This window comes from Pseudomonas sp. HD6515, assembly GCF_024971855.1.
Taxonomy (GTDB): Bacteria; Pseudomonadota; Gammaproteobacteria; order Pseudomonadales; family Pseudomonadaceae; genus Aquipseudomonas; species Aquipseudomonas alloputida.
The window spans coordinates 2,590,126-2,609,761 of the sequence record NZ_CP079827.1 but is presented as its reverse complement, the minus strand read 5'-3'; the positions used below and the strand labels follow the sequence as shown (position 1 = coordinate 2,609,761).

General features: G+C 61.1%; 13 protein-coding genes and 2 pseudogenes. 10 read left to right on the top strand and 5 right to left on the bottom strand.

Annotated features, from left to right (window positions below):
- Positions 1-307 precede the first annotated feature (307 nt).
- A pseudogene (locus KW568_RS11965) lies at positions 308-1,108 on the bottom strand (cellulose synthase subunit BcsC-related outer membrane protein); the annotation flags it as partial.
- Positions 1,057-2,520 (bottom strand): annotated as a pseudogene (locus KW568_RS11960) (BcsE family c-di-GMP-binding protein). The pseudogenes KW568_RS11960 and KW568_RS11965, both read right to left, overlap by 52 nt.
- Positions 2,521-2,821: 301 nt before the next feature.
- Here KW568_RS11960 and KW568_RS11955 point away from each other — a divergent pair.
- On the top strand, positions 2,822-4,675 hold the full coding sequence (locus KW568_RS11955) for an ABC transporter ATP-binding protein (RefSeq protein WP_004574230.1): 1,854 nt from the start codon (positions 2,822-2,824) through the stop codon (positions 4,673-4,675).
- Positions 4,676-4,752: 77 nt separating this feature from the next.
- Here KW568_RS11955 and tssM read toward each other — a convergent pair whose 3' ends face one another.
- Genes tssM through vasI form a run of 3 tightly spaced genes read right to left on the bottom strand, consistent with a single transcriptional unit; the run spans position 4,753 to position 10,468 of the window.
- The gene (gene tssM, locus KW568_RS11950; protein WP_004574231.1) at positions 4,753-8,370 is read right to left on the bottom strand and encodes a type VI secretion system membrane subunit TssM; all 3,618 of its coding nucleotides are present in this window, start codon (positions 8,368-8,370) and stop codon (positions 4,753-4,755) included.
- Positions 8,367-9,830 (bottom strand): type VI secretion system protein TssA, encoded by a 1,464-nt coding sequence (gene tssA / locus KW568_RS11945; RefSeq protein ID WP_014859253.1) that lies wholly within the window; start codon positions 9,828-9,830, stop codon positions 8,367-8,369. Before tssA ends, tssM begins: the two co-directional genes overlap by 4 nt.
- A complete protein-coding gene (vasI, locus tag KW568_RS11940; protein ID WP_004574232.1) occupies positions 9,818-10,468 on the bottom strand; it encodes a type VI secretion system-associated protein VasI in 651 nt (216 codons plus the stop codon). The genes tssA and vasI overlap by 13 nt, the downstream gene beginning before the upstream one ends.
- A 326-nt stretch (positions 10,469-10,794) precedes the next feature.
- Here vasI and tssB point away from each other — a divergent pair, with 326 nt between their 5' ends.
- Genes tssB through icmH form a run of 9 tightly spaced genes read left to right on the top strand, consistent with a single transcriptional unit; the run spans position 10,795 to position 19,587 of the window.
- Entirely contained in the window at positions 10,795-11,298 is a 504-nt protein-coding gene (gene tssB / locus KW568_RS11935) for a type VI secretion system contractile sheath small subunit (protein ID WP_033725935.1), read from the top strand.
- Between the two features lie 17 nt (positions 11,299-11,315).
- Positions 11,316-12,806: a type VI secretion system contractile sheath large subunit gene (gene tssC / locus KW568_RS11930; protein ID WP_003254167.1), complete on the top strand. Its 1,491-nt coding sequence runs from the start codon at positions 11,316-11,318 to the stop codon at positions 12,804-12,806.
- Complete coding sequence (tssE, locus tag KW568_RS11925) at positions 12,803-13,213, top strand: type VI secretion system baseplate subunit TssE (protein WP_033726395.1); 411 nt, start codon at positions 12,803-12,805, stop codon at positions 13,211-13,213. The genes tssC and tssE overlap by 4 nt, the downstream gene beginning before the upstream one ends.
- A 3-nt stretch (positions 13,214-13,216) precedes the next feature.
- Positions 13,217-14,983: a type VI secretion system baseplate subunit TssF gene (tssF, locus tag KW568_RS11920; protein WP_004574574.1), complete on the top strand. Its 1,767-nt coding sequence runs from the start codon at positions 13,217-13,219 to the stop codon at positions 14,981-14,983.
- On the top strand, positions 14,947-15,963 hold the full coding sequence (gene tssG, locus KW568_RS11915; protein WP_004574572.1) for a type VI secretion system baseplate subunit TssG: 1,017 nt from the start codon (positions 14,947-14,949) through the stop codon (positions 15,961-15,963). Before tssF ends, tssG begins: the two co-directional genes overlap by 37 nt.
- A complete protein-coding gene (locus tag KW568_RS11910; protein ID WP_003254171.1) occupies positions 15,960-16,529 on the top strand; it encodes an FHA domain-containing protein in 570 nt (189 codons plus the stop codon). The genes tssG and KW568_RS11910 overlap by 4 nt, the downstream gene beginning before the upstream one ends.
- Positions 16,526-17,323, top strand: coding sequence for a type VI secretion system lipoprotein TssJ (gene tssJ, locus KW568_RS11905; RefSeq protein ID WP_004574570.1), 798 nt, complete (start codon positions 16,526-16,528; stop codon positions 17,321-17,323). Before KW568_RS11910 ends, tssJ begins: the two co-directional genes overlap by 4 nt.
- A gap of 55 nt (positions 17,324-17,378) precedes the next feature.
- Entirely contained in the window at positions 17,379-18,716 is a 1,338-nt protein-coding gene (gene tssK / locus KW568_RS11900; protein WP_004574569.1) for a type VI secretion system baseplate subunit TssK, read from the top strand.
- Position 18,717: 1 nt separating this feature from the next.
- The gene (gene icmH, locus KW568_RS11895; protein WP_004574568.1) at positions 18,718-19,587 is read left to right on the top strand and encodes a type IVB secretion system protein IcmH/DotU; all 870 of its coding nucleotides are present in this window, start codon (positions 18,718-18,720) and stop codon (positions 19,585-19,587) included.
- Positions 19,588-19,636 lie beyond the last annotated feature (49 nt).

Here is a 19,636-nt window from a genome sequence, read left to right as displayed (position 1 = left end):
GCGTCAGCAGGGCGAAGAGTGGAAGTGGTGGCAGGGATACCTGGCGCCTTCTGTCTCGTCAGCCCACCTGACGAGACAGCGCGCCTCGGTCAGATGAGCGGCTGTTTCTTGGATTTCTTGGCAACGGCAACGCACGCGTCTGCCTGAGCGATGAAGCCCGAAGCGGAAATGGCGTGGTTGGATGTGGACATGCTGGCAAGCCCGTTGCTTAGGTATGGCTGGATAATGGTGGGGCGGCGTGCCTGGTGTCAACCCTTGGCCCGCATCGCCCCGTGCAGGCGCACCCCTTGCAACGCAGCGATTGCCGTCACCGCCACTCGCTGTAAGGCTCCAGCGGTGTCACCGGCAGGGCCAGGTTGCCTCGCCACGGTTCGAACAGGTAGCGCAGGTAGAGCATGCCATGGCTAGGCGCATAGTCATCGCTGTGCTGCCAGTCGAAGCCGCCGCCCAGTACCCACTGGTCACTCAGGCGCCGTTCGAACAGACCGCGCAGGCGGTAGCCCAACCCGCTGCTGTCGCTGGCTTCGGTCATCGCATCGATGTTGGAATCGACGCCATAATTCGCCAGTACCTTGCGGTTGATGTGTGCGTCCGGGTACAAGCGGCTACTGCCACTATGAGCCTGAGACCAGCTGACGGAACCTTCCAGCAGCAGCGACCAGTCGTAGTTGCGCCAGGCATAACTGACCGGCACGCCCACCGAACTGTAGCGCTGCGGGCTGTAGTAACCGCCCTGCCCCAGGCTGTAGCCGCCCAGGTCCTTGTCATGGCGCCAGTGCATCAGCGTCACGCCAACACGGACACGCTCGTCGGCCTTTTCCACCACGCGGTGGTAAAAGCCGGCCATGGCCCGGGTCCGCTGGTTGTCGGCCACGTTTTCGCCGTACAGCCAATGGTGCCCCAGGCTGGCCCACACCCCGTTGTCGCCACCTTGGTCCCAGCTCAGGCCGAGCGTGGCGCCATTGGCAGTGACCCCGCCCCAGCGCACGCCCGTCGGGCGGTCGCGTGCGCCGGCGAACGACAGCAATGAATTGCTCATCGGCCGGCGCGAGGCGGTCAGCGACCAGCCAACCTGCCCGAGGTCACCTGTGCAGGCAGTTGCGCCGCCGTGTCGCTGCGGGGTGGCTGCGGTAGGTAGCTGTCGAGGAAGGCCGGAGTGGTCAGGCTGTCGACACCGGCAAGCACCTCCTGGCTGATGAACAGCTCTTTCCATGACAGCTGGAAGATGTGGTCAAGCGCCTGCTCGACCCCTTCCGAGCGGCAAGCGAACAGGAACAGGAACAGCACCTCGCCAACCACGCAGGCAATGTCGCCATCACGGCGGAATACCGTACGCGAGCAAGCCTGCAGCGGGGTCAGGCCGGGCGCCGGACGCAACACCAGCAACTGGTGGACGATTTCGCCGTTGCGCACCCCATGCCACATGCTTTGCACAGCCTCGGCGAACGCCCGTGGCGCTACCAACCCGCAGATGGCCAGCGGCCGCAGGCGTGCCAGCAAGGCATCGAAGTCGGTTGGCAGGTGTCGACGCCAGACGTAACCCTGGATGCTCTCGACCATGGTCAGGAAGCGTGACAAGCTGGCACCGAACGGCACGATCTGGCTGGCACCACAAGCCAGCAGCAACTGTTCGTCTTGATAACGCAGGGTCGGCGCCATTTCGCGCACCACCAGCTTCAAGGCGTTGCCACGCGACTGCCGCAGGTGGTGCAGTTGGCGCGCCAGGCTATCCAGACGCTGCCCACCGTCCATGGCAAAGATCACCGTGGCAGACACCGCCCGGCTGGCTTTGCCCCCCAGTTCCTCAAAGCTTTCGCAGACCTGCCAGTGTTCAGAAAAGGCTGGCGCGCCTTCCAGTACTGGGCGCTGGGCCAGGCACAGCAACTCGTCGCCACCGGTGTCGCTGGGTGCCTGAGGCGTGGCAGCAACGGCAAACCCCGCGCTCAGCCGAGTCAGCTCCATGTCCCGGGTGGCTGCTTTGCCAAGCGGGTTGCTCCAGAAATGCTGCAGGTAGCGCACCCCACCTTTGCCGCGGTACACCTGCCCCAGGCCGTCGAGGCACTGGTTGAAAACGCGCAGGCGCTCGACCAAGGCGGTGCTCTGTCCCCCACTGACGACCAGCAGCAACGCCGCTTCAGCCAACAACGCCGGGCGCAGCGCATTGCACCAGTGCTCGACTTCGGTATCCGCCTAGGCGTGTGCCGGTGCCAGCAGCACCAGCACACGCCCACGGGCATCAAGACGAGGCAGGTCTTCAACCAGATAACGGATGGCTTGCGAGTTGGCCTCATACAACGCGAGCTCGGCCGGGCCGCGCGTTGCGTTGAGCGCACCCAGCACGTCATCCATGGCTTGCGCATCGGCGATCAGGGCTGCCCTGGCATTATCGGGCATGCCTTCGACCACCTGGCGGCATAGCAAGGAGGCGCCTTCGGCGGCGTCACAGGCTAACCAGTACAGTCCTTGTTGATGAAGCTGGCTGCTCTCGACGCTCAGGCCGGAAATCGCCAACAACTGCATTCCATTAGTCAAAACACTGGCTCTACAAAAGGTAAATTGAAACGGTTTGAAGGCGGAATGTGTCACATCCTCTGCTGACGCCTTATGACTCATGTCAAAAAAACGACGAAAAGGATACCGAGCACAAAGTCGCGTCAATTATACAGCATCAGGGCAGCATGAAATCAATCTGAAATGTAATGAGTTGCAAAGGTTTGTTAACAAACACCCCAAGGCCGACCTTTTCCGGGTTAAAAACAAAGTCGGCAAAGGCAAGCCGGCAGGGCATTGGCCAGGCAAAAACCGTTTTCCGGAGACAAGCATGCTGCGTATCTTTGAACGTCGGCTCGACCCCTTCCCACCCGACGAAGTACCACCGCCGCCCGTTGGCCTGTTGCGCTTCATGTGGGCTTGTACCCGCGGCGCCCGTGGCTACATTCTGGCGCTGGCACTGCTCAGTGCCGGGGTGTCGATATACGAAGCCTGGCTGTTCGCGTTCCTCGGCCAGGTGGTCGACCTGCTCGCGTCCTGGCAGGCAGGCGGTACTGTTGGCCCCGAGGAGAGCCGTGTGCTGTGGGGTATCGGCATCGTCCTGCTGGTCAGCATCGGGCTGGTGGCGCTGCGCACCATGGTTCAGCACCAGGTGCTGGCGATCAACCTGCCGCTGCGGCTGCGTTGGGACTTTCACCGCCTGATGTTGCGCCAAAGCTTGTCGTTCTTTTCTGACGAGTTTTCTGGCCGGGTCACAACCAAGGTGATGCAGACGGCACTGGCAGTGCGCGATGTGCTGTTCACCCTTATCGAAATCCTGCCGGGGATTGGCGTGTATTTCATCGCGATCATTGCCCTGGCCGGCGGCTTTGCCCTGAAACTGATGCTGCCCTTCATTGCCTGGGTCGTGCTGTTCGGCTTGGCCATGCTGTACTTCGTACCCCGGCTGGGCAAAGTCGGGCAGGAGCAGGCCAATGCCCGATCGTCGATGACCGGCCGGGTTTCTGACGCTTACACCAACATCACCACGGTGAAACTGTTTTCGCACTCCAACCGCGAAGCGCACTTTGCGCGCGCAGCCATGGAAGACTTCAAGCAGACCGGTTTTCGCCAGATGCGCCTGGTGAGCCAGTTCGAAATCGTCAACCAGGCGCTGGTGGTGGGCTTGATCTTTGGTGCCGGTGGCTATGCACTGTGGCTGTGGCACCAGGGCCAGGTCGGCACCGGGGCCGTGGCGGCAATCACCGCCATGGCCTTGCGCGTCAACGGCATGTCGCACTGGATCATGTGGGAAATTACCTCGCTGTTCGAAAACATCGGCACCGTGCAGGACGGTATGGCCACCCTCACCCGCGGCCCCAAGGTACAGGATGCGCCGGGTGCTGCAGAGCTGGTCACCACGGGTGGCGCGGTGAGTTTCGACAAGGTCAGCTTCAACTACAACGGCGAGCGCCAGGTGCTCAATGAGCTGACGCTGCACATTCGTCCAGGCGAAAAAGTCGGCTTGGTCGGCCGCTCCGGCGCCGGTAAATCCACCTTGATCAACCTGCTGCTGCGCTTCTACGACGTGGATAAGGGGGAAATACGCATCGACGGGCAGAACGTCGCCAAGGTCACGCAAGACAGCCTGCGCAGCGCCATCGGCATGGTCACTCAGGACACCTCGCTGTTGCACCGTTCGATTCGCGACAACATTGCCTATGGCCGCCCCGATGCTACCGAAGCACAGATCCGTGCTGCTGCGGCCAATGCCCAGGCCGACGGTTTCATCAGCCAGCTCAGTGACCGCCAGGGCAACAGCGGTTATGACACCCTGGTGGGTGAACGCGGTATCAAGCTGTCTGGCGGCCAACGCCAGCGCATTGCAATTGCCCGGGTGATGCTGAAGAACGCACCGATCCTGCTGCTTGACGAAGCCACCAGCGCGCTGGACTCGGAGGTGGAAGTGGCCATTCAGGAGAGCCTGGATGAGATGATGCAGGGCAAGACCGTTATCGCCATCGCCCACCGGTTGTCGACGATCGCCGCCATGGACCGGCTGATCGTGATGGATGAAGGGCGCATCATCGAGCAAGGCACCCATGCCGAACTGTTGGCAAAACAGGGTACCTATGCACGGTTGTGGCAGCACCAGAGTGGCGGGTTCCTGGGTGAGGATCGGGGCGTGGCCGAGGCTGTGGAGTAATCAGAGGCCGGGGGCAGCCAGCGCATACCCAGGCTTCGAAAGCCTGCCCAGTCAATGCATTGCGCCCCTGACGATGTTCATAGTCGCTGCTCATCCGATAGCGCCGCCTGCACCCCATTGGCTGGCTGTTGCAATAAGCCTCGGGGCAAGCGGAAGCCTTTGAACGGTTGCTGGGTAATAGGATTGAAGGCTTTTTCAGCGTTAAGCCGATAGCGCATCACGCCATCTCCGGTCCGGAAGCTCAGGTCCACGCTGGTCGCCGTCCGGCCATTGAGCGCGCCGCGGCTGAGCAAGCGGAACATCGACCACGGGCCACGGTACTCCAGGCTGCTGCTGTTGCCATTTTGCCTTAGCAAGGTGAGATTGCTACGGACCTGCTGCCCCAGGGTATTGGGCCAGACAATACCCGTGATATGGCTTGGGCCATGGGTGTAGGCAATCAACTGGCCATCCAGGTCCAGCAGGCTGGTACGCTGGTTCGCACTGAGCCCCAAGGGCTCGATGCTGAACTGCACACTCAGCTGGCCACGCTGATCGAAGAAGGTTTCGCGGATGCGCTCCGCCAGCTCGAGCTGCTCGATCACGTCGGCACGAATCAGGGATTGCCCGTGCTGAGCGGACTGCAAAGCCTCAAGGTTGTCCTTCAGGAAAACCTTGAGATACCGATCATTAAACTGCTGCAGGCGCCCTTTCGGCCCGAAGAACGCCTCGAAGTCATCCAAAGAAGCATCGGGTGCCTTCACCACAAAGGGGTAGCGGCCTGCCAGGCGTTGCTGGAAAAAACTGTACACGTCAGCATCCCAACGTCGCTCCAGTTCGCGCAGTGCTTCGACGTTCAGCACCTGGGCAGTCTGGTCGGCGAGCTTTCTGATCTGGTGGCTGATAGGCTCCGGTAAACCTGTGGCAACACGTTGCAGGGTGCCGATCGGGTCCTGCCCTGTCATCGCAAAGCGCTGATGCACGGCTTGCAATGCGGCCTTGCCGCGGTCCGGGCTTTCCTGTACGGCCTTGGCGTAGTCCAGCACGGCCGCAACAGCGCCGAGGGTTTCATCGTAGTAGCTCGGCTTTTCTCCTGTCGCCTGCAGCATGGCGCCCAGGCCTGCAAACGCCCGCTGGATAGCCAACGCTTGTTGCTCGGGTTTTCCGGTTGCTACCCGCAGCGTACTCAGCTCACCCGGTGATTCAACAACTGCTGGAGACGCAAGCGAGGTGTTATCCCTGACCGTATCCAGCAGCCGTTGCAACGGTGCTGCGGGGCCGGTCAACTGCTCCAGGATCGCGACACCATGGTCCAGATCACGGAAGTCAGCCACCGTAAACGCGTTCAGGGCGCGCCGCCAGCTGTCAATGTAATCGGCGCTGTAGAGGTTATACAGCCGCTCGGTCAATGCATCGCGGTCGACGTCCGAATAGTCGAGTTGACTGCGCTCCCCCAATGCCCATTGATCAACCATCGCCATTTCAGCGAAGCGTTGGCTGTGCGGCTCGAAGTAATCCCTGAAGCCCTTGGCGGTGAGCATGCCGGCCAGCCTTACATCCTCCCCCCCTTGCCTTGACCCGGAAGACGGCTGGTACACCACATCGAACGCAGGCCCTACCTGGTGGCGCAGGTCCAGCCCGGCGTGCACCTGCTCGTACGATTGTTGTTTCAGCCCAGCGTAGACCCGCTGTGGCAACGGCAATTTGCGCAACGCCTGCTGCACTTCGCTGACCCGCTGGCGGTACTGCGGCAAATCGGTATCGGCATAGGCCAAGGCGTACTTCAGATGCTGCATGAGGTCACGCTGCAACTGACCCTGGCCAGGAAAGGCCCGTTGCCACTGACGGGCCATCCAGTCCTCGACCCATTCTGGCCGGCGGCTATTGCGGTCCTCGATCATCCGGTAAACCCTGAGCGCGGCCATTTGTTGCTCACTGCCAGGTGGTGCAGCGTTCATGGCATCGATCACACCACTGGCCAAGGCCGGCAAGAAACGTTTCGACAACAAGCTGAGGTACGCCTCATCAACCAAGGGACCAATGTTGCGCCCTTGATACAAGCCAAAATCGGCAACCACCGGCCAGGCCGCACGATAGTCGCCAAACACCGCCACCGCATCGCGAATCTGGTCCAGTGGCGCCAGCAGGTTGCGCCCGGTCGGATCAAGACGCATATCGACTTCGTGACCGCCGTACTCCTGGCTTTTGGCGAGCACACTGGCAGCCTTGGCGCCATTGATCTCGGCGTAACGCTGCCAGCTGGCAATGGCGATACTGAACGCCAGGATGCCCACACCAGAGCCCACCCACAACAAGTGGCGCTTGCTGCGCGCTACCCGAACATTGTCGCCCGCCAGCCCGGCTTCCTGGTAAATAACCCGCCTGAATGCTTGTTGGATGAAATAGACCAACGCCTTCCCCTGTGCTTTACCTTCACGCAGGGGTAGCTTCGTCGTGTAGGGCTGAGCCGCTTCACGGACAAAGGCATTGCGCATGTCGCCTTGCTGTACCACTGACGACCAGTACACACCACGCACCAAGGGTGGCGTGGTGAACCGGTCACTCGCCAGGGTTTCGCGCAAGAATGCCTGCAGTATGGGGCGCAACCCGATCAGCTGTGCATGCAGTGAGAACAGGCGTCCGCACGGTGCTGTCTTGCCCAGTACATCCAGCCGATCGATGACCTGCTCATGCAATTGGGTGAGAAGCCGCCCGTAGTGCTCGTCATACTCATCCAGCCAAGCGTCGAACGCGTCAACCGCATCCAGCTTGAAGGTGAACCCCAACAGGCTTTCACGCTTGGCGGCCGGAAGCTGGCTGTAGAACTGGTCGAAGCCGTCCAGCAGATCGAATTTGGTCAGTACCACGTACAGCGGCAGGCGCGCGCCCAATTGACTGCTCACTTCGTACAGGCGTGTGCGCAACCCATGGGCCAGCGCGACGCGCTGCTCGGGCTTGCCATGCAGCAGCGCCGGCAGGTCGACCACCAGCAACACACCATTGAGCGCCCGCTGGCTTCGCTTACGCTGCAGCCAGCCCAACAGGTGCTCCCATAACCGGGCCTGGATGCCGGGCGGCGCGGAGGCATTGGTGGGGTCGTTGGCCGCCGAGCCCACCGGTGGTTTTTGACTGATGAAAACGCCGGGCGGGTCGATGATCACGGCATCGTCGCTGACCCACCAGCCTACCGGATAGGCCAGTGCTTCAGCCTGTCGGCCCCGTGCCTGGGCCTGGTCGATACGCGTCAGGGTAAAGCGCTGATCGGTGCGGTCGATGAAGCTGCTTTTACCGGCCTGTTCGTCGCCCAACACCAGGTACCAAGGCAGCCGGTACAACGCGCGTCGCCCACCGGCATTGTCGAGATACCGCTCAAGCCCCTGGCTCAAGGCCCGCTCTTGCGCCTGCACGAACGGTAGCGCGACATCCTGTTCGGCGGCCAGTGCCTGCCGGCGCTCCGCTTGCAGGCGGCGAAAGCGCGTGCGCAGCACCCCAAGCCAGCACAGAAGCGGCACCAGCACGAGCACCAGGCTTGCCACGCTGCGATGAGCCACACTTGCCAGCGGCTGCTGCTCCCGCCACGTCCATTGCGGGCCAAGCCACCAGATAGCGACCAGCATCAGCAAGGCGCCAAGCCCTAGCAGCAGCGGCAGCGCCAGGCCAATGCGCGTTACCCACGGCCAGCCCCAACGTTTGAGTTGCGTCCATATTTGATTCATCGAGGCTCCTGATCCTTGTCTTGAACTGCCAGCACTGGGGATGCCGCATACTGCTGAAGCCGCTGAAACACCTCGGGCTCCCACGCACTGGCGGTGGTTTGCTGCATGGTTCGGGCAACGTTGGCGCACAGGTCCTGGGCCAGCCAGGACACACCCCGCGCGGCCAGCAGATCAGCTGCAATCACGGTGGTGTGGCAGCGCTCACGGGGAGCACGAAAGCCCGCTTGCAGCCCTTGCAGCCGAAGGAGCAGCGGTTCTACGCCACCGGTTTCCAGCTGGCTGACCAACTCCTCGCGCAAGCCGCTGAACTCCTGGGGGGTTGCACCTTGGCCAGACGGCCCTTGCGTGCCCTTGAGCCAGGCCAGGCACTGGTCGTCGACAAATACCAGCCCGTCGCTGAAGCACAACTGCTGCAGCGACGGCATGCGCTGTACAAACCGGGCGGTGGCACAACGGATGGCTTCGGCCACCTCGCACATCGCCAGCTGTGTGGCGACGGTCGCAGCCAGAAAGCTGCCACGAATCCAGAAGGGGCAAGCCGTCAGGCTCTTTTCAATACGCTGCAGCAAGGCGGGATCAACCGCCTTACTGGCAATGGCCTCTTCATAGACCCGCGTGATGTCCAGCGGCACCGCCATCAATTCCGTACGGTTGCCCTGCCTGACCTGGGGAGCAATCTGAATGTGCGCCCACAAACCGAAACGCCGTAACTGATAGCCGGTAGCGTCGTAAGGGTCCTGCTGGTTGATGAGCTCGGCCATGGACAGCACGGCCCGCCGTGTCTCACGCTCATTGCCCATCGACATGCGTGACACGGGTGTGGCGATGACATCGGCCAACGGCGCAGGCTTCTCGGTTGCAGCCGGCGCTTTGGGCACAGCAGCCTCGCCAACACCGTTGGCAAGTTCCGAGTACTTGCCTAGCAGGCGCTCAAGTTCGCCCAGTGCTGCCGTGTCCAGCTGCACCGTTTCCTGTTGTTGCAGGCGTTTCAAGGCAGCCTGCGCTGCCGCTGCGTGGGTCGGGGTGTAGGTAAAACGATCAAGACGCGGTAGCGCCTCGGCCAAGCGATCGATCACCAGGGCAACCAGCTTGCGTTTGCCCAGGAAGCCTTTCGGTCCCGGCTTGGGATGAGCGGCTTCCCAATAGCACTCGAGCATGCCGGCCAGCAACGCCAAGGTGCATCCCCACTGCTCCCAGCAGCCGCTACGCAACCATGCGGCACTCAGGTGCGCAACGATCCGCAAGTGCTTGCATTGCTGGCTCAGGTACTGACGGGACGCGTCTTCGATGTAGACCCAGTCGATCGAGGCTTCCTGCAGCCCACCCAGCTTGACCATCTCCTGATCAATGGCCTGATAGGTTTCGTCCTCGACATCGAACAGGCCAGCCGGAACTGCCGGATCAATCGGCGCGAGCAACCGAGTGACCTCTTCCCTGGATACCTGCGCTACCACCGACATGTGCTTCGCGCCCGGCTGATCAAGGGGTCCAGGCCTTGCGCATCGAAGGTCAGCCCGTCGACCTCGCCGTGATCACTCACAACCTCGATACGCTGGGCACCGATCAGCTTCCTGATCTGCTCGATGGCGGGCAGGCCCCGCCCGGCATCGAGCACTTGGCCGTTCTCCATCACTTGCCAGGGCGTCTCACGGGTAGACCAGCCCTCCCCGCTCAGGCGTACCTTGACCCAGCTTGCTTCGATCGGACGGCTGGCAATCAGTTGCAGCCGGGAGATGGCCTGTATGCAACTGATTGCCATGTAGGCACGTTCATCACCCGATGCGATGGCGGGCGCCGAAATCACAAGCGCTGGTGCGCCTGCCCCGTCCTGAGGCTGGCTCCCGATGCGAAACGTCAGGTCATCCGGTGCCCGTTCAGCTTCATTTGCCATCACACGCAACACCGTGGGGGCCTGCTGCTCCGGTGCAGACCACTGCCGTTTTGGCGTGTACGCCGGGGTGCCAGCAACCTGATCGAAACAGGCCAGTCGCTCGACGTTGGACACGATCCGGGGACAGTCCCGCGTGGAGCCTGCCAGCACCGGCTGCAGACAAAACAGCAACGAGAGACCAGCGCCATATGCACAGCGGTTAATCATCCTGAATTTACTCTCTGAATAGTACAAATGGCCTATATGACGCAAAGAACTTTCCTACAAATAGATAGCAATGCCCATGCACCCGCGCGACCAATTAAAACAAATCCAGCAGAAGCCTATTACACAGTACCGAATGCACACAAACAAATATTTCTTTACATCTTAAAGCTCGACCAAAGAGCACGCTTCCGTGCATCGTTTTCATAGGGAACGGACAAACAACCCAACCCATTAATCATATGTGGGAATCTTCCTACAAGACCGAGACAACAATAAACACAACTAGCACCTGAACATCCTACAGCCCAACAGGGAGTTGCGTACCGATGTCTAAAAATACGGGATCCGTTGCGCCGAAAGAACGCGTCAATATCAAGTATGTCCCCGCTACCAGCGATGAGCAGGCTGAGGTGGAGCTGCCGCACAAGATGCTGGTGCTGGGCGACTTCGGCCTGGATGACAACCGTGCGCTTGAGGACCGTCAGGTCATGCGCATCGATAAACATACATTCAACAGCGTGTTGAACGACGCCAACGTGAGCCTGGACGTAACGGTACCGTCCAGGCTTGGCACCGCCCCGGATACCGAGCTGGCCGTCCACCTGCAGTTCAGGTCCATCAACGATTTCGGGCCGGACCGGATCGCGCGCCAGGTGCCCGAGCTGAACAAGCTGCTGGCGCTGCGCGAAGCACTGGTCGCCCTGAAAGGCCCGCTGGGTAACGTCCCGGCCTTCCGCAAGCAATTGCAGCACCTGCTTAACAACGAGCAGGCGCGTAAGCAGCTCGCCCAAGAACTGGACCTGGTGCTCGAGGCGCCAGAACAAGATTGAGACAACGGAGCGTCCCCATGCCCAAGCCAAGCAGCACCGCCATCACCACAGACGCAACGGCCGACACATTGAGCAATGCCACCCTGCTCGACCAGATCATGGCAGAAACCAAACTGGTACCTGCCCAGGAGGGCTACCAGATTGCCAGGCAGGGCGTATCTGCCTTCATCACCGAAATACTCAAAAGCAATGACCCAGATCAACTGATCAACAAGCACCGAGCCGACCAGATGATTGCCGAGATCGACCGAATGCTCGGCAATCAGATGGATGCCATTCTGCATCAGCCTGAGTTCCAGCAGCTTGAATCATCATGGCGCAGCCTTAAACTTCTGGTCGACCGCACGGACTTCAGGGAGAACATCAAGCTTGAAGTCTTGCATGTCACGAAAGAGGACCTGCTCGACGACTTCGAAAATGCTGCTGACATTACCTGCAGCGGTATCTACAAGCATGTTTACACCGCGGGTTATGGCCAATTCGGGGGAGAGCCGGTTGCGGCCATGGTAGGCAACTACAACTTCGGCCCCTCTTCCCCTGACATCAAGTTGCTAAGTTACATGGCCTCCGTTGGCGCCATGTCCCATGCCCCTTTTCTTGCTGCACCTGCCCCCGAATTCTTCAATTTGAACAGCTTCGAGGAGCTGCCTAACCTCAAGGAAATAAAAGACCTCTTCGCCGGCCCTCGGCATGCCAAGTGGCGCGCTTTTCGTGAAAGCGAAGACGCCCGCCACGTCGCCCTGACCGGGCCGCGCTTCATGCTTCGCTCCGCTTACCACCCGCAGGAACAACCGATCGAGAGCTTCAACTACAACGAAGGCATCGCCGGGCAGCACGACAACTACCTGTGGGGCAATTCTGCTTTTCTGTTAGCCAGTTGCATCAACGACAGCTTCGCCCGCTACCGCTGGTGCCCGAATATCATCGGCCCCCAATCCGGCGGTGCTGTCGAAGACTTGCCGGTCCACCTGTACGAATCCCTGGGCCAGTTGCAGGCCAAGATTCCTACCGAGGTGCTGATATCCGACCGCAAGGAATTCGAACTGGCCGAAGAGGGCTTCATCGCCCTGACCATGCGCAAAGACAGCGACAACGCCGCGTTCTTCTCCGCCAACTCGGTACAAAAGCCCAAGCACTTCCCGAAAACCCCTGAGGGGCTTCAGGCACAGACCAACTACAAGCTGGGTACCCAGTTGCCCTACCTGTTCATCGTCAACCGGCTCGCCCACTACATCAAGGTGCTGCAGCGCGAGCAGATCGGCAGTTGGAAAGAGCGCCGTGACCTTGAGTCCGAGCTGAACAAATGGATCAAGCAGTACGTCGCCGACCAGGAGAACCCGTCTGCCGACGTTCGCAGCCGCCGGCCGCTGCGTGCCGCCCGTATTGAGGTCTCGGATGTTGCGGGTGACCCGGGCTGGTACCAGGTTTCGCTCGCCGTACGTCCGCACTTCAAGTACATGGGCGCGAACTTCGAGATTTCCCTGGTCGGGCGGCTCGATACGCAATGAGTGGTCTTTTTGATCGCCTGATGGTGGACCAGTGCACCCGCCGAGAGGCCTCCCGACGCGAGAGCGCTTCCCACAAGTTCGCCGCCATCAAGCGCCACCTCGAAACGCTACTGAATGCCCGCCAGGGGTGCTCCCAGAGCAGCCCTGAGTTGGGCCTGCGCGACTTCAACGGGCATGACGTGAGCAACGGCGACTTGCTTGTGCAGGTGAGCGCGGATATCCGCCGCACACTCCAGCGCTTCGAGCCGCGCATACAGGTACGCACGCTCAACGCAGTGCCCGATACCCATGCCCCGCTGGAGCTGCATTTCAGGCTGGATTGCCTGGTACAGGTCAACAACCACGCAGAGCAGCTGCAACTCGAGCTGCTGGTCGATGGGCACAACCGCTACATGCGCGTGAGGTGACCCATGTCACTGAGAGACCGTTTCAGCGAAGAACTGCGTTACCTGCACGAACTGGGGAACGACTTTGCCAAGGACAACCCACAACTCGCGCGGTTGCTTGGCAAAGGTGCCAGCGACCCCGATGTCGAACGCCTGATGGAAGCCTTTGCGTTCCTGACCGCCAAGCTACGGCTGAAGCTGGAAGACGACTTGCCAGAGCTGACCCATCCCATGCTGCAGTTGCTCTGGCCGAACTACCTGCGGCCGCTGCCCAGCGCGACGATCATCAAGTTCAGCCCGGTGAGGCAATCCCTCAGCCAGTCACAGCGCATCCCAAAGGGGTCGCGGCTGTTCTCGAAACCGGTAGACGGCGTGGCCTGCGAGTTCCGCACCTGTACAGCGGTCAACATTCATCCGTTCGAGATCGACACGGTGGCAGCCACCCAGACATCCGACAGTTCTGTGATCTGCATCGGCCTTCAATCACTGGCCGAGCGACCGTTGAACAGCCTGGGCTGTACCAGCCTCGACTTTTACCTCAGCGGCGATACTCGTACCGCCCGCACGCTTTACCTGTGGGTTTCCCAATACCTCAAGCATGTCAGCGTGACCATCAATGACGTGGTTCGTCGGCTGCCGGCAAACAGCATCGCATTCCCAGGGTTCAGCCCCAACGACGCCTTGCTGCCTTACCCACAGAACGTCTTCGATGGCTACCGGATCCTGCAGGAATACTTCGCATTCCCCCAACGCTTCCACTTTTTCAGCGTTACTGGGCTTGAAAAGATCTGGCCAGCTCATGACAGCCAGCAGGTAAACCTCGAATTTCACTTCACGCGCCAGCTACCCGACTCGCTGCGTGTCGGCAAAGCAGATTTCAACCTGTTCTGCGCACCTGCGGTCAACCTGTTCCAGCACAGCGCCGAGCCCATCGACCTGTCCGGCAAGGACGCCATCGTTCCACTGAAGCCCAAGGGCACAGCGCCGTACGGCTACGAAATCTTCAGTGTCGACCAGGTGATCAGCACCCGAACGACGACTGACGGGAACACCGGTGAGCACCTTCGGACCTTCCGTCCCTTCGAGTCATTCGCCCATGAAATCGAGCACGTCCAGGGGCGCACGGCGCTGTATTACCGCTGCCAGCTGGAAGAGTGCCTGCACGGCAATGGCGTCATGCATCGAATCGCCTTCGTCCGCGCCGACGCCAACAGCTACATAGGCGAGCTGGAAACCGCGTCCATCGACCTCACTTGCACTAATCGGGACCTCCCGCTGGCGCTGGGCATCGATGACATCAACGTTCTGACCGAACTTACGCCGCCTCTGGCCACCTACACCAATCTCTGTACACCCACCCGCCCCTGTCGCCCGGTGCTGGACGGCCAGTTGCAGTGGGCATTGATCTCCAACATGTCGCTCAACTACCTGTCCTTGCTCTCGGTAGAGCCGCTGAAAGCGGTGATCCGCGCCTACGACTTCATGGCCCTGCACGACATCCAGCAGGCCCGCACCACCCGTAAACGCCTGGAGGGTATGCGCGACATTCATACGCAGCCCATGGATTGGCTGATCAAGGGGCAACCCATTCGCGGCCTGCACACCCGGCTGAAACTGGACCAGACCGCCTTCCTCTGCGAAGGCGACTTGTACCTGTTCAGCTGTGTGCTCGCTCATTTCTTCGCCCTGTACGCCAGCATCAATTCCTTCCACCAGCTGGAAGTGATCAACACCACCAATAACGAGCACTACACATGGCCAATACAGACCGGCAAGCAACCGCTGATCTAGCCGACAAGCTGCTTTGCGAAGCGCACCAGTACAACTTCTTCCAGTTGCTGGAGCGGTTGCACGGGCTGCATGGCGATGACCTGGAACCCCGTTGGCCAGACAAGGCCAGCCGGCGGCGCGTGCGCCTGGCCTGCGACCCACGGCTGACCTTCCCTGTTTCGGACGTGTACAAAGCCCAGCGGATGCCCGCTGAGGAAGCGCGCTACCGCATCATTGCCACATTCCTGGGGTTGCACGGCACCGATTCGCCATTGCCCACCTATTACTTGGAACAGGTGGCGTATGAACATGCGCATGGCATCGGTGTACGGCCGGCCTTCTTCGACTTTTTCAACCATTACCTGCTCAGCCTGTTGCACCGTATCTGGCGCAAGTACCGCTATTACATCCGCTTCCAGCCAGGTGCCAGTGACGGGTTCTCGCAGTACGTGTTTGCCCTGCTTGGGCTTAACGACAAGCAGTTGCGAGGGGACACGGCGCTGCCCTGGAGTCGCCTGCTCAGTTTTGCCGGCGTGATCGCCAGCCGCAGCCGTGCGCCGGGCACTGTGGCCGGCATCATTGCGCACTGCTTCGACCTCAAGCAGGTGCACATCCGCGAGTTCGAGACGCGATCAGTCGTCACGCCGTCCAGGCAGCTTGCAAGGCTGGGGCGGACCAACGGCCAGCTGGGCAGCACGTTCATGATCGGCAGCCGCACGCGCACTCGCAGCAGCAAGTTCACCATCGTGATCAGCGAACTCGACCAGACACAGCTGCGGGACTTGCTGCCCAGCGGCATCAACTTCGGCCGTTTGCGTGCACTGATCGACTTTCTGCTGCGTGACGGGCTGGCCTACGACCTGGAACTGCGCCTTAAGCAGAGCGCGTTGTCCCCCTTCTGCTTGCACCGCAGCCAGGGCGCATACCTGGGCTGGACCAGCTTCGTCGACGACCGGCATGGCCAGATCAGCCCGGTTGTACGCATCCAGGGGCGCTCATGAACACGGTCACCTTGAGCATCACCAACCTCGACCAACTGCAGCACGGCGTTACTGCTCGGCACCTGTTCGATTGCAAGGGCGGCACCATCGGCAGCGGGCGAGCAAACTGGCAGATCAATGACCGCGATCAGACCGTTGCGCCCATCCACTGCGAAATCCGCTGGATCGAAGGCAGCTTCTGCGTGATCGACCACTGCCACCGCACCTACCTCAATGGCAGTGCCAACAGCCTGGGGCCGCTTCCACCCAGACGCCTGGTTGAGGGTGACCAGCTTCTCATTGGTACCTATCGGCTACAGGTTCAGTACACCCAGGATCAGGCCTGCACGCGCTCGCTGGAGGACCTGTTCAACCCGGACCCGAGGGTGCTCGACCGCCTGATAGCGGAAGCGCCTGCACCCGCTTGGCCGGCACAGCCTTCTGCCCCCCAACCAGCCGTCGAGATCTCCTCGGTCTTCAAAGCAGCCATGGGGAATGACCCTCTGGCAGCGCTGGACGCAGCAGACGGTGAAGGGGCACTCCGAGAAAGCCCGCTGCAGCGCCTGATTGCCGGAGCATACCCATGAAGCCTCATCCACTTCTGCTCGCCAGCCTGCTGCTTGCGCTGGTCGTGCCCACCGGCTGTACCTCTTTGAGCAGAATGAGCCAGGTGGCCATGGACCACTCGTTGCCCATCGGGCCGCCCAAGGATCACCCGACCGAGGTCGCATTCAGCATCAATGCCAGCCCTACCCTCAACGGCAATCCGAACAGCCTTGACGTCGCAGCCGAACAGGATAGCGCCCTGGAGCCCAGCCCCTACGCTGTAACCCTGAGTGCTGGCGACCCCTATGCGTTGACCGAAAAAATCGGGGTTCTGTTCGAATACCTGCAAGCGCAATTCCCGGCCATGTCCCCCGTCGAGCTGGACGAAGGAGACGAAAGCGACCCGGCGCGCTCGCCCCTGGAAGAAAGCGGCCCCGGCAGCTACGACGACCCTCAAGTGGCGTTGACCTTGCCGCGCACCACAAGCGTTGCCTCAGCGCTGGTCGCTACGCCCATTGCCATCACGATCCTGCAACTGCGCGACGACTCACTGCTGCGCAACACCGTGTACCAGCTACTGGAGCAGGACCCGGCCAAAGCGCTGCGCAGTACCTACATCCGCAGTGACGATTACCTGCTGCGCCCTGGCCAGTTCAAGTACATCCCGTTCGAGCCTATCCACGCCGAAACCCGCTTCGTCGCGGTGATTGCCGATTACCGAGGGCATGAAAACGCCAGTTGGCGGCAAGTTCTGCGCATTCCGCCGCGTGGCCGCCAGATCATGCTGTCGGTGCTGGTCAACGACACGCACATCGTGCTCAAGGAAGAAGACTGATGGCGCCTCAACACCCTTTGCCCTTCCTGCTTACTCACGCTGACACGGAGCGCCCATGAGTTCACGCAATCCCGTTCTCTGGCCCGAAGGCCTGTTCGTCAAACCACAGCATTTCCAGCAGGCGACCAGGGCCAGCGAAGCAGCCCTGCACCAGCGCCTCGCCAGCCTCAACGCAGCCTTCTACGGCTTCAGCGAACTTCAGTTGAGCGACGAATACCTGAGCCTGGGCAAAGTCGCCATCACCCGGGCGCGCGGTGTGATGCCGGACGGCACGGTGTTCGACATTCCCGCCGACCTGCCGCCACCGCCGCCGCTGGAAATCGGCGACGACGCGTGCAAAGACAGTGAGGTGTATCTGTGCCTGCCGCTGCGTACCGATGGCGGCCGCGAAGTGAGCTGGCCCGACAATGCAGCCAATTTCCGCTATACCGCCCAGGCACAGGAAATCAAGGATACCCACACCGCTGACGGTGACCTGGTGCAGGTAGACCTTGCGGTGCCCAACCTGCAGCTCAAACGCAAGACCGAAGACAGCAGCGCCTACACCCGCCTGGCCCTGGCACGTATTCTGGAACGGCGCCCCGACGGCAGCCTGCAACTGGACGAAGCGTTCTACCCCACCAGCGTTTCGGTGCGGGCGGTGCCAGCGCTGCAGCGGTTTCTTGAAGAAATCACCCATACCTTGCGCGAGCGGGCGCGCGGCCTCGCCACGCGGATTGGTGCCTCGGGCCAGTCCGGGATCGCCGACATTCGCGACTTCAACCTGCTGCAGGCCATGAACCGTTGGTGGCCATGCTTCCAGCATCTGGCGAGGCAAGCGCAAACGCACCCCGAGCAGCTGTACCTGTGCATGAGCCAGGCCTGCGGCGAATTCGTCACCTTCACCGACCAGAACAGGCTGCCGCAGGAGTACCCCGCCTATCACCACACCGCGCTGCGCACCTCTTTCAAACCACTGGAAGACACCTTGCGTCGGTCTCTGAGCACCGTCTTGCGGCCACGCGCTGTTTCACTACCGCTGGAGAGCGAACAATTCGGCGTGATGACGACCACGCTGGAAGACCGCCGGCTGATCGACGAAGCCGACTTCATCCTCGCCGTGCGCGCCAGCATGCCACCACAGGCGTTGCGCCAGATGTTCATCCAGAAAGCCAAGATCACCTCGCTTGAGTCACTGAATAACCTGGTGCCGCTGCAATTGCCGGGCATCCCTTTGTTGCCATTACCCGTGGCGCCCCGCGACCTGCCCTTCCATGCGGGCTTCAGCTACTTCGAGCTGGACCGACGTGACCCGGCCTGGGCGTGCATGAGCAAGGCGAATGGCTTCGGCATCCACATTGCGGGCGACTTCCCAGGGCTTGAACTGCAGTTCTGGGCAATCAGGAGTGAGTGACATGGGAAAAGACAACAATACGCCCACCGATGAAAACAACGCTGCAGTCAACGCGCTTGATTCAACCCTTGAACAGCCAGTACCCGCCCCCCGGACTGCGGCAACCAATGCGCAAGTATCCACGGACAAACCTGAGCCTGAGCCCTTTTCCGAAGGCTACCCCGCTGACCCGGAATTTCAGCTGCGGGGCGGCTTCGCCAACCTGATGCTGGATGCCGCATCACCGTTGTTCGGCTTGGTTATACGCCTGCGTACGCTGGACGAGCTGCCAAACATCCAGGACGTGCACCAGCAAGTGCGCGGCCAGATCGACAACATCCAGGAAGAAATGCGCCAGCACGGTTACGAGCCGGCTCAGTTGCTGGCGTACTCCTACGGTCTGTGCCTGTTCATAGACGAGGCCGTTATGGAGCGCCCCTGGGGCAAGAGCAGCTGCTGGAGCCAGGAGCCGCTGCTCAGCATCTTCCACGACGAGACCTGGGGTGGAGAAAAAATCTTCACGGTGATTACCCGCCTGATGCAGGAGCCCAAGCGTTACCAGGACGTACTGGAGTTCATGTACTACGCCCTGTGCCTTGGGCTGAAGGGCAAGTACGCGCTCGCGCCGAAAGGCGAAGAAACACTCAACGCACTGATTCACCAACTGCACGGGATCATCCGCGAACTGCGCGGCCCCACCCCCGAAGAAGTCTGCGACCCCTACGCCAATGTGGCCCCACGCAACTTCCGCATGAACCGGCAATGGCCCTGGTGGAGCCCCTTGGTGATTTCCGCCCTCGCCATGGCGGTGGCTTACAGCATCTACAGCTATCGCCTGCACCTGATTACCACCGAGGTGCTGGAGTCGCTCAACGGCATCTTGCAGCAGTAGCGCGTCAATCCACGGCACAGCTGATTCATTGAATTGACGAGGTAACTGC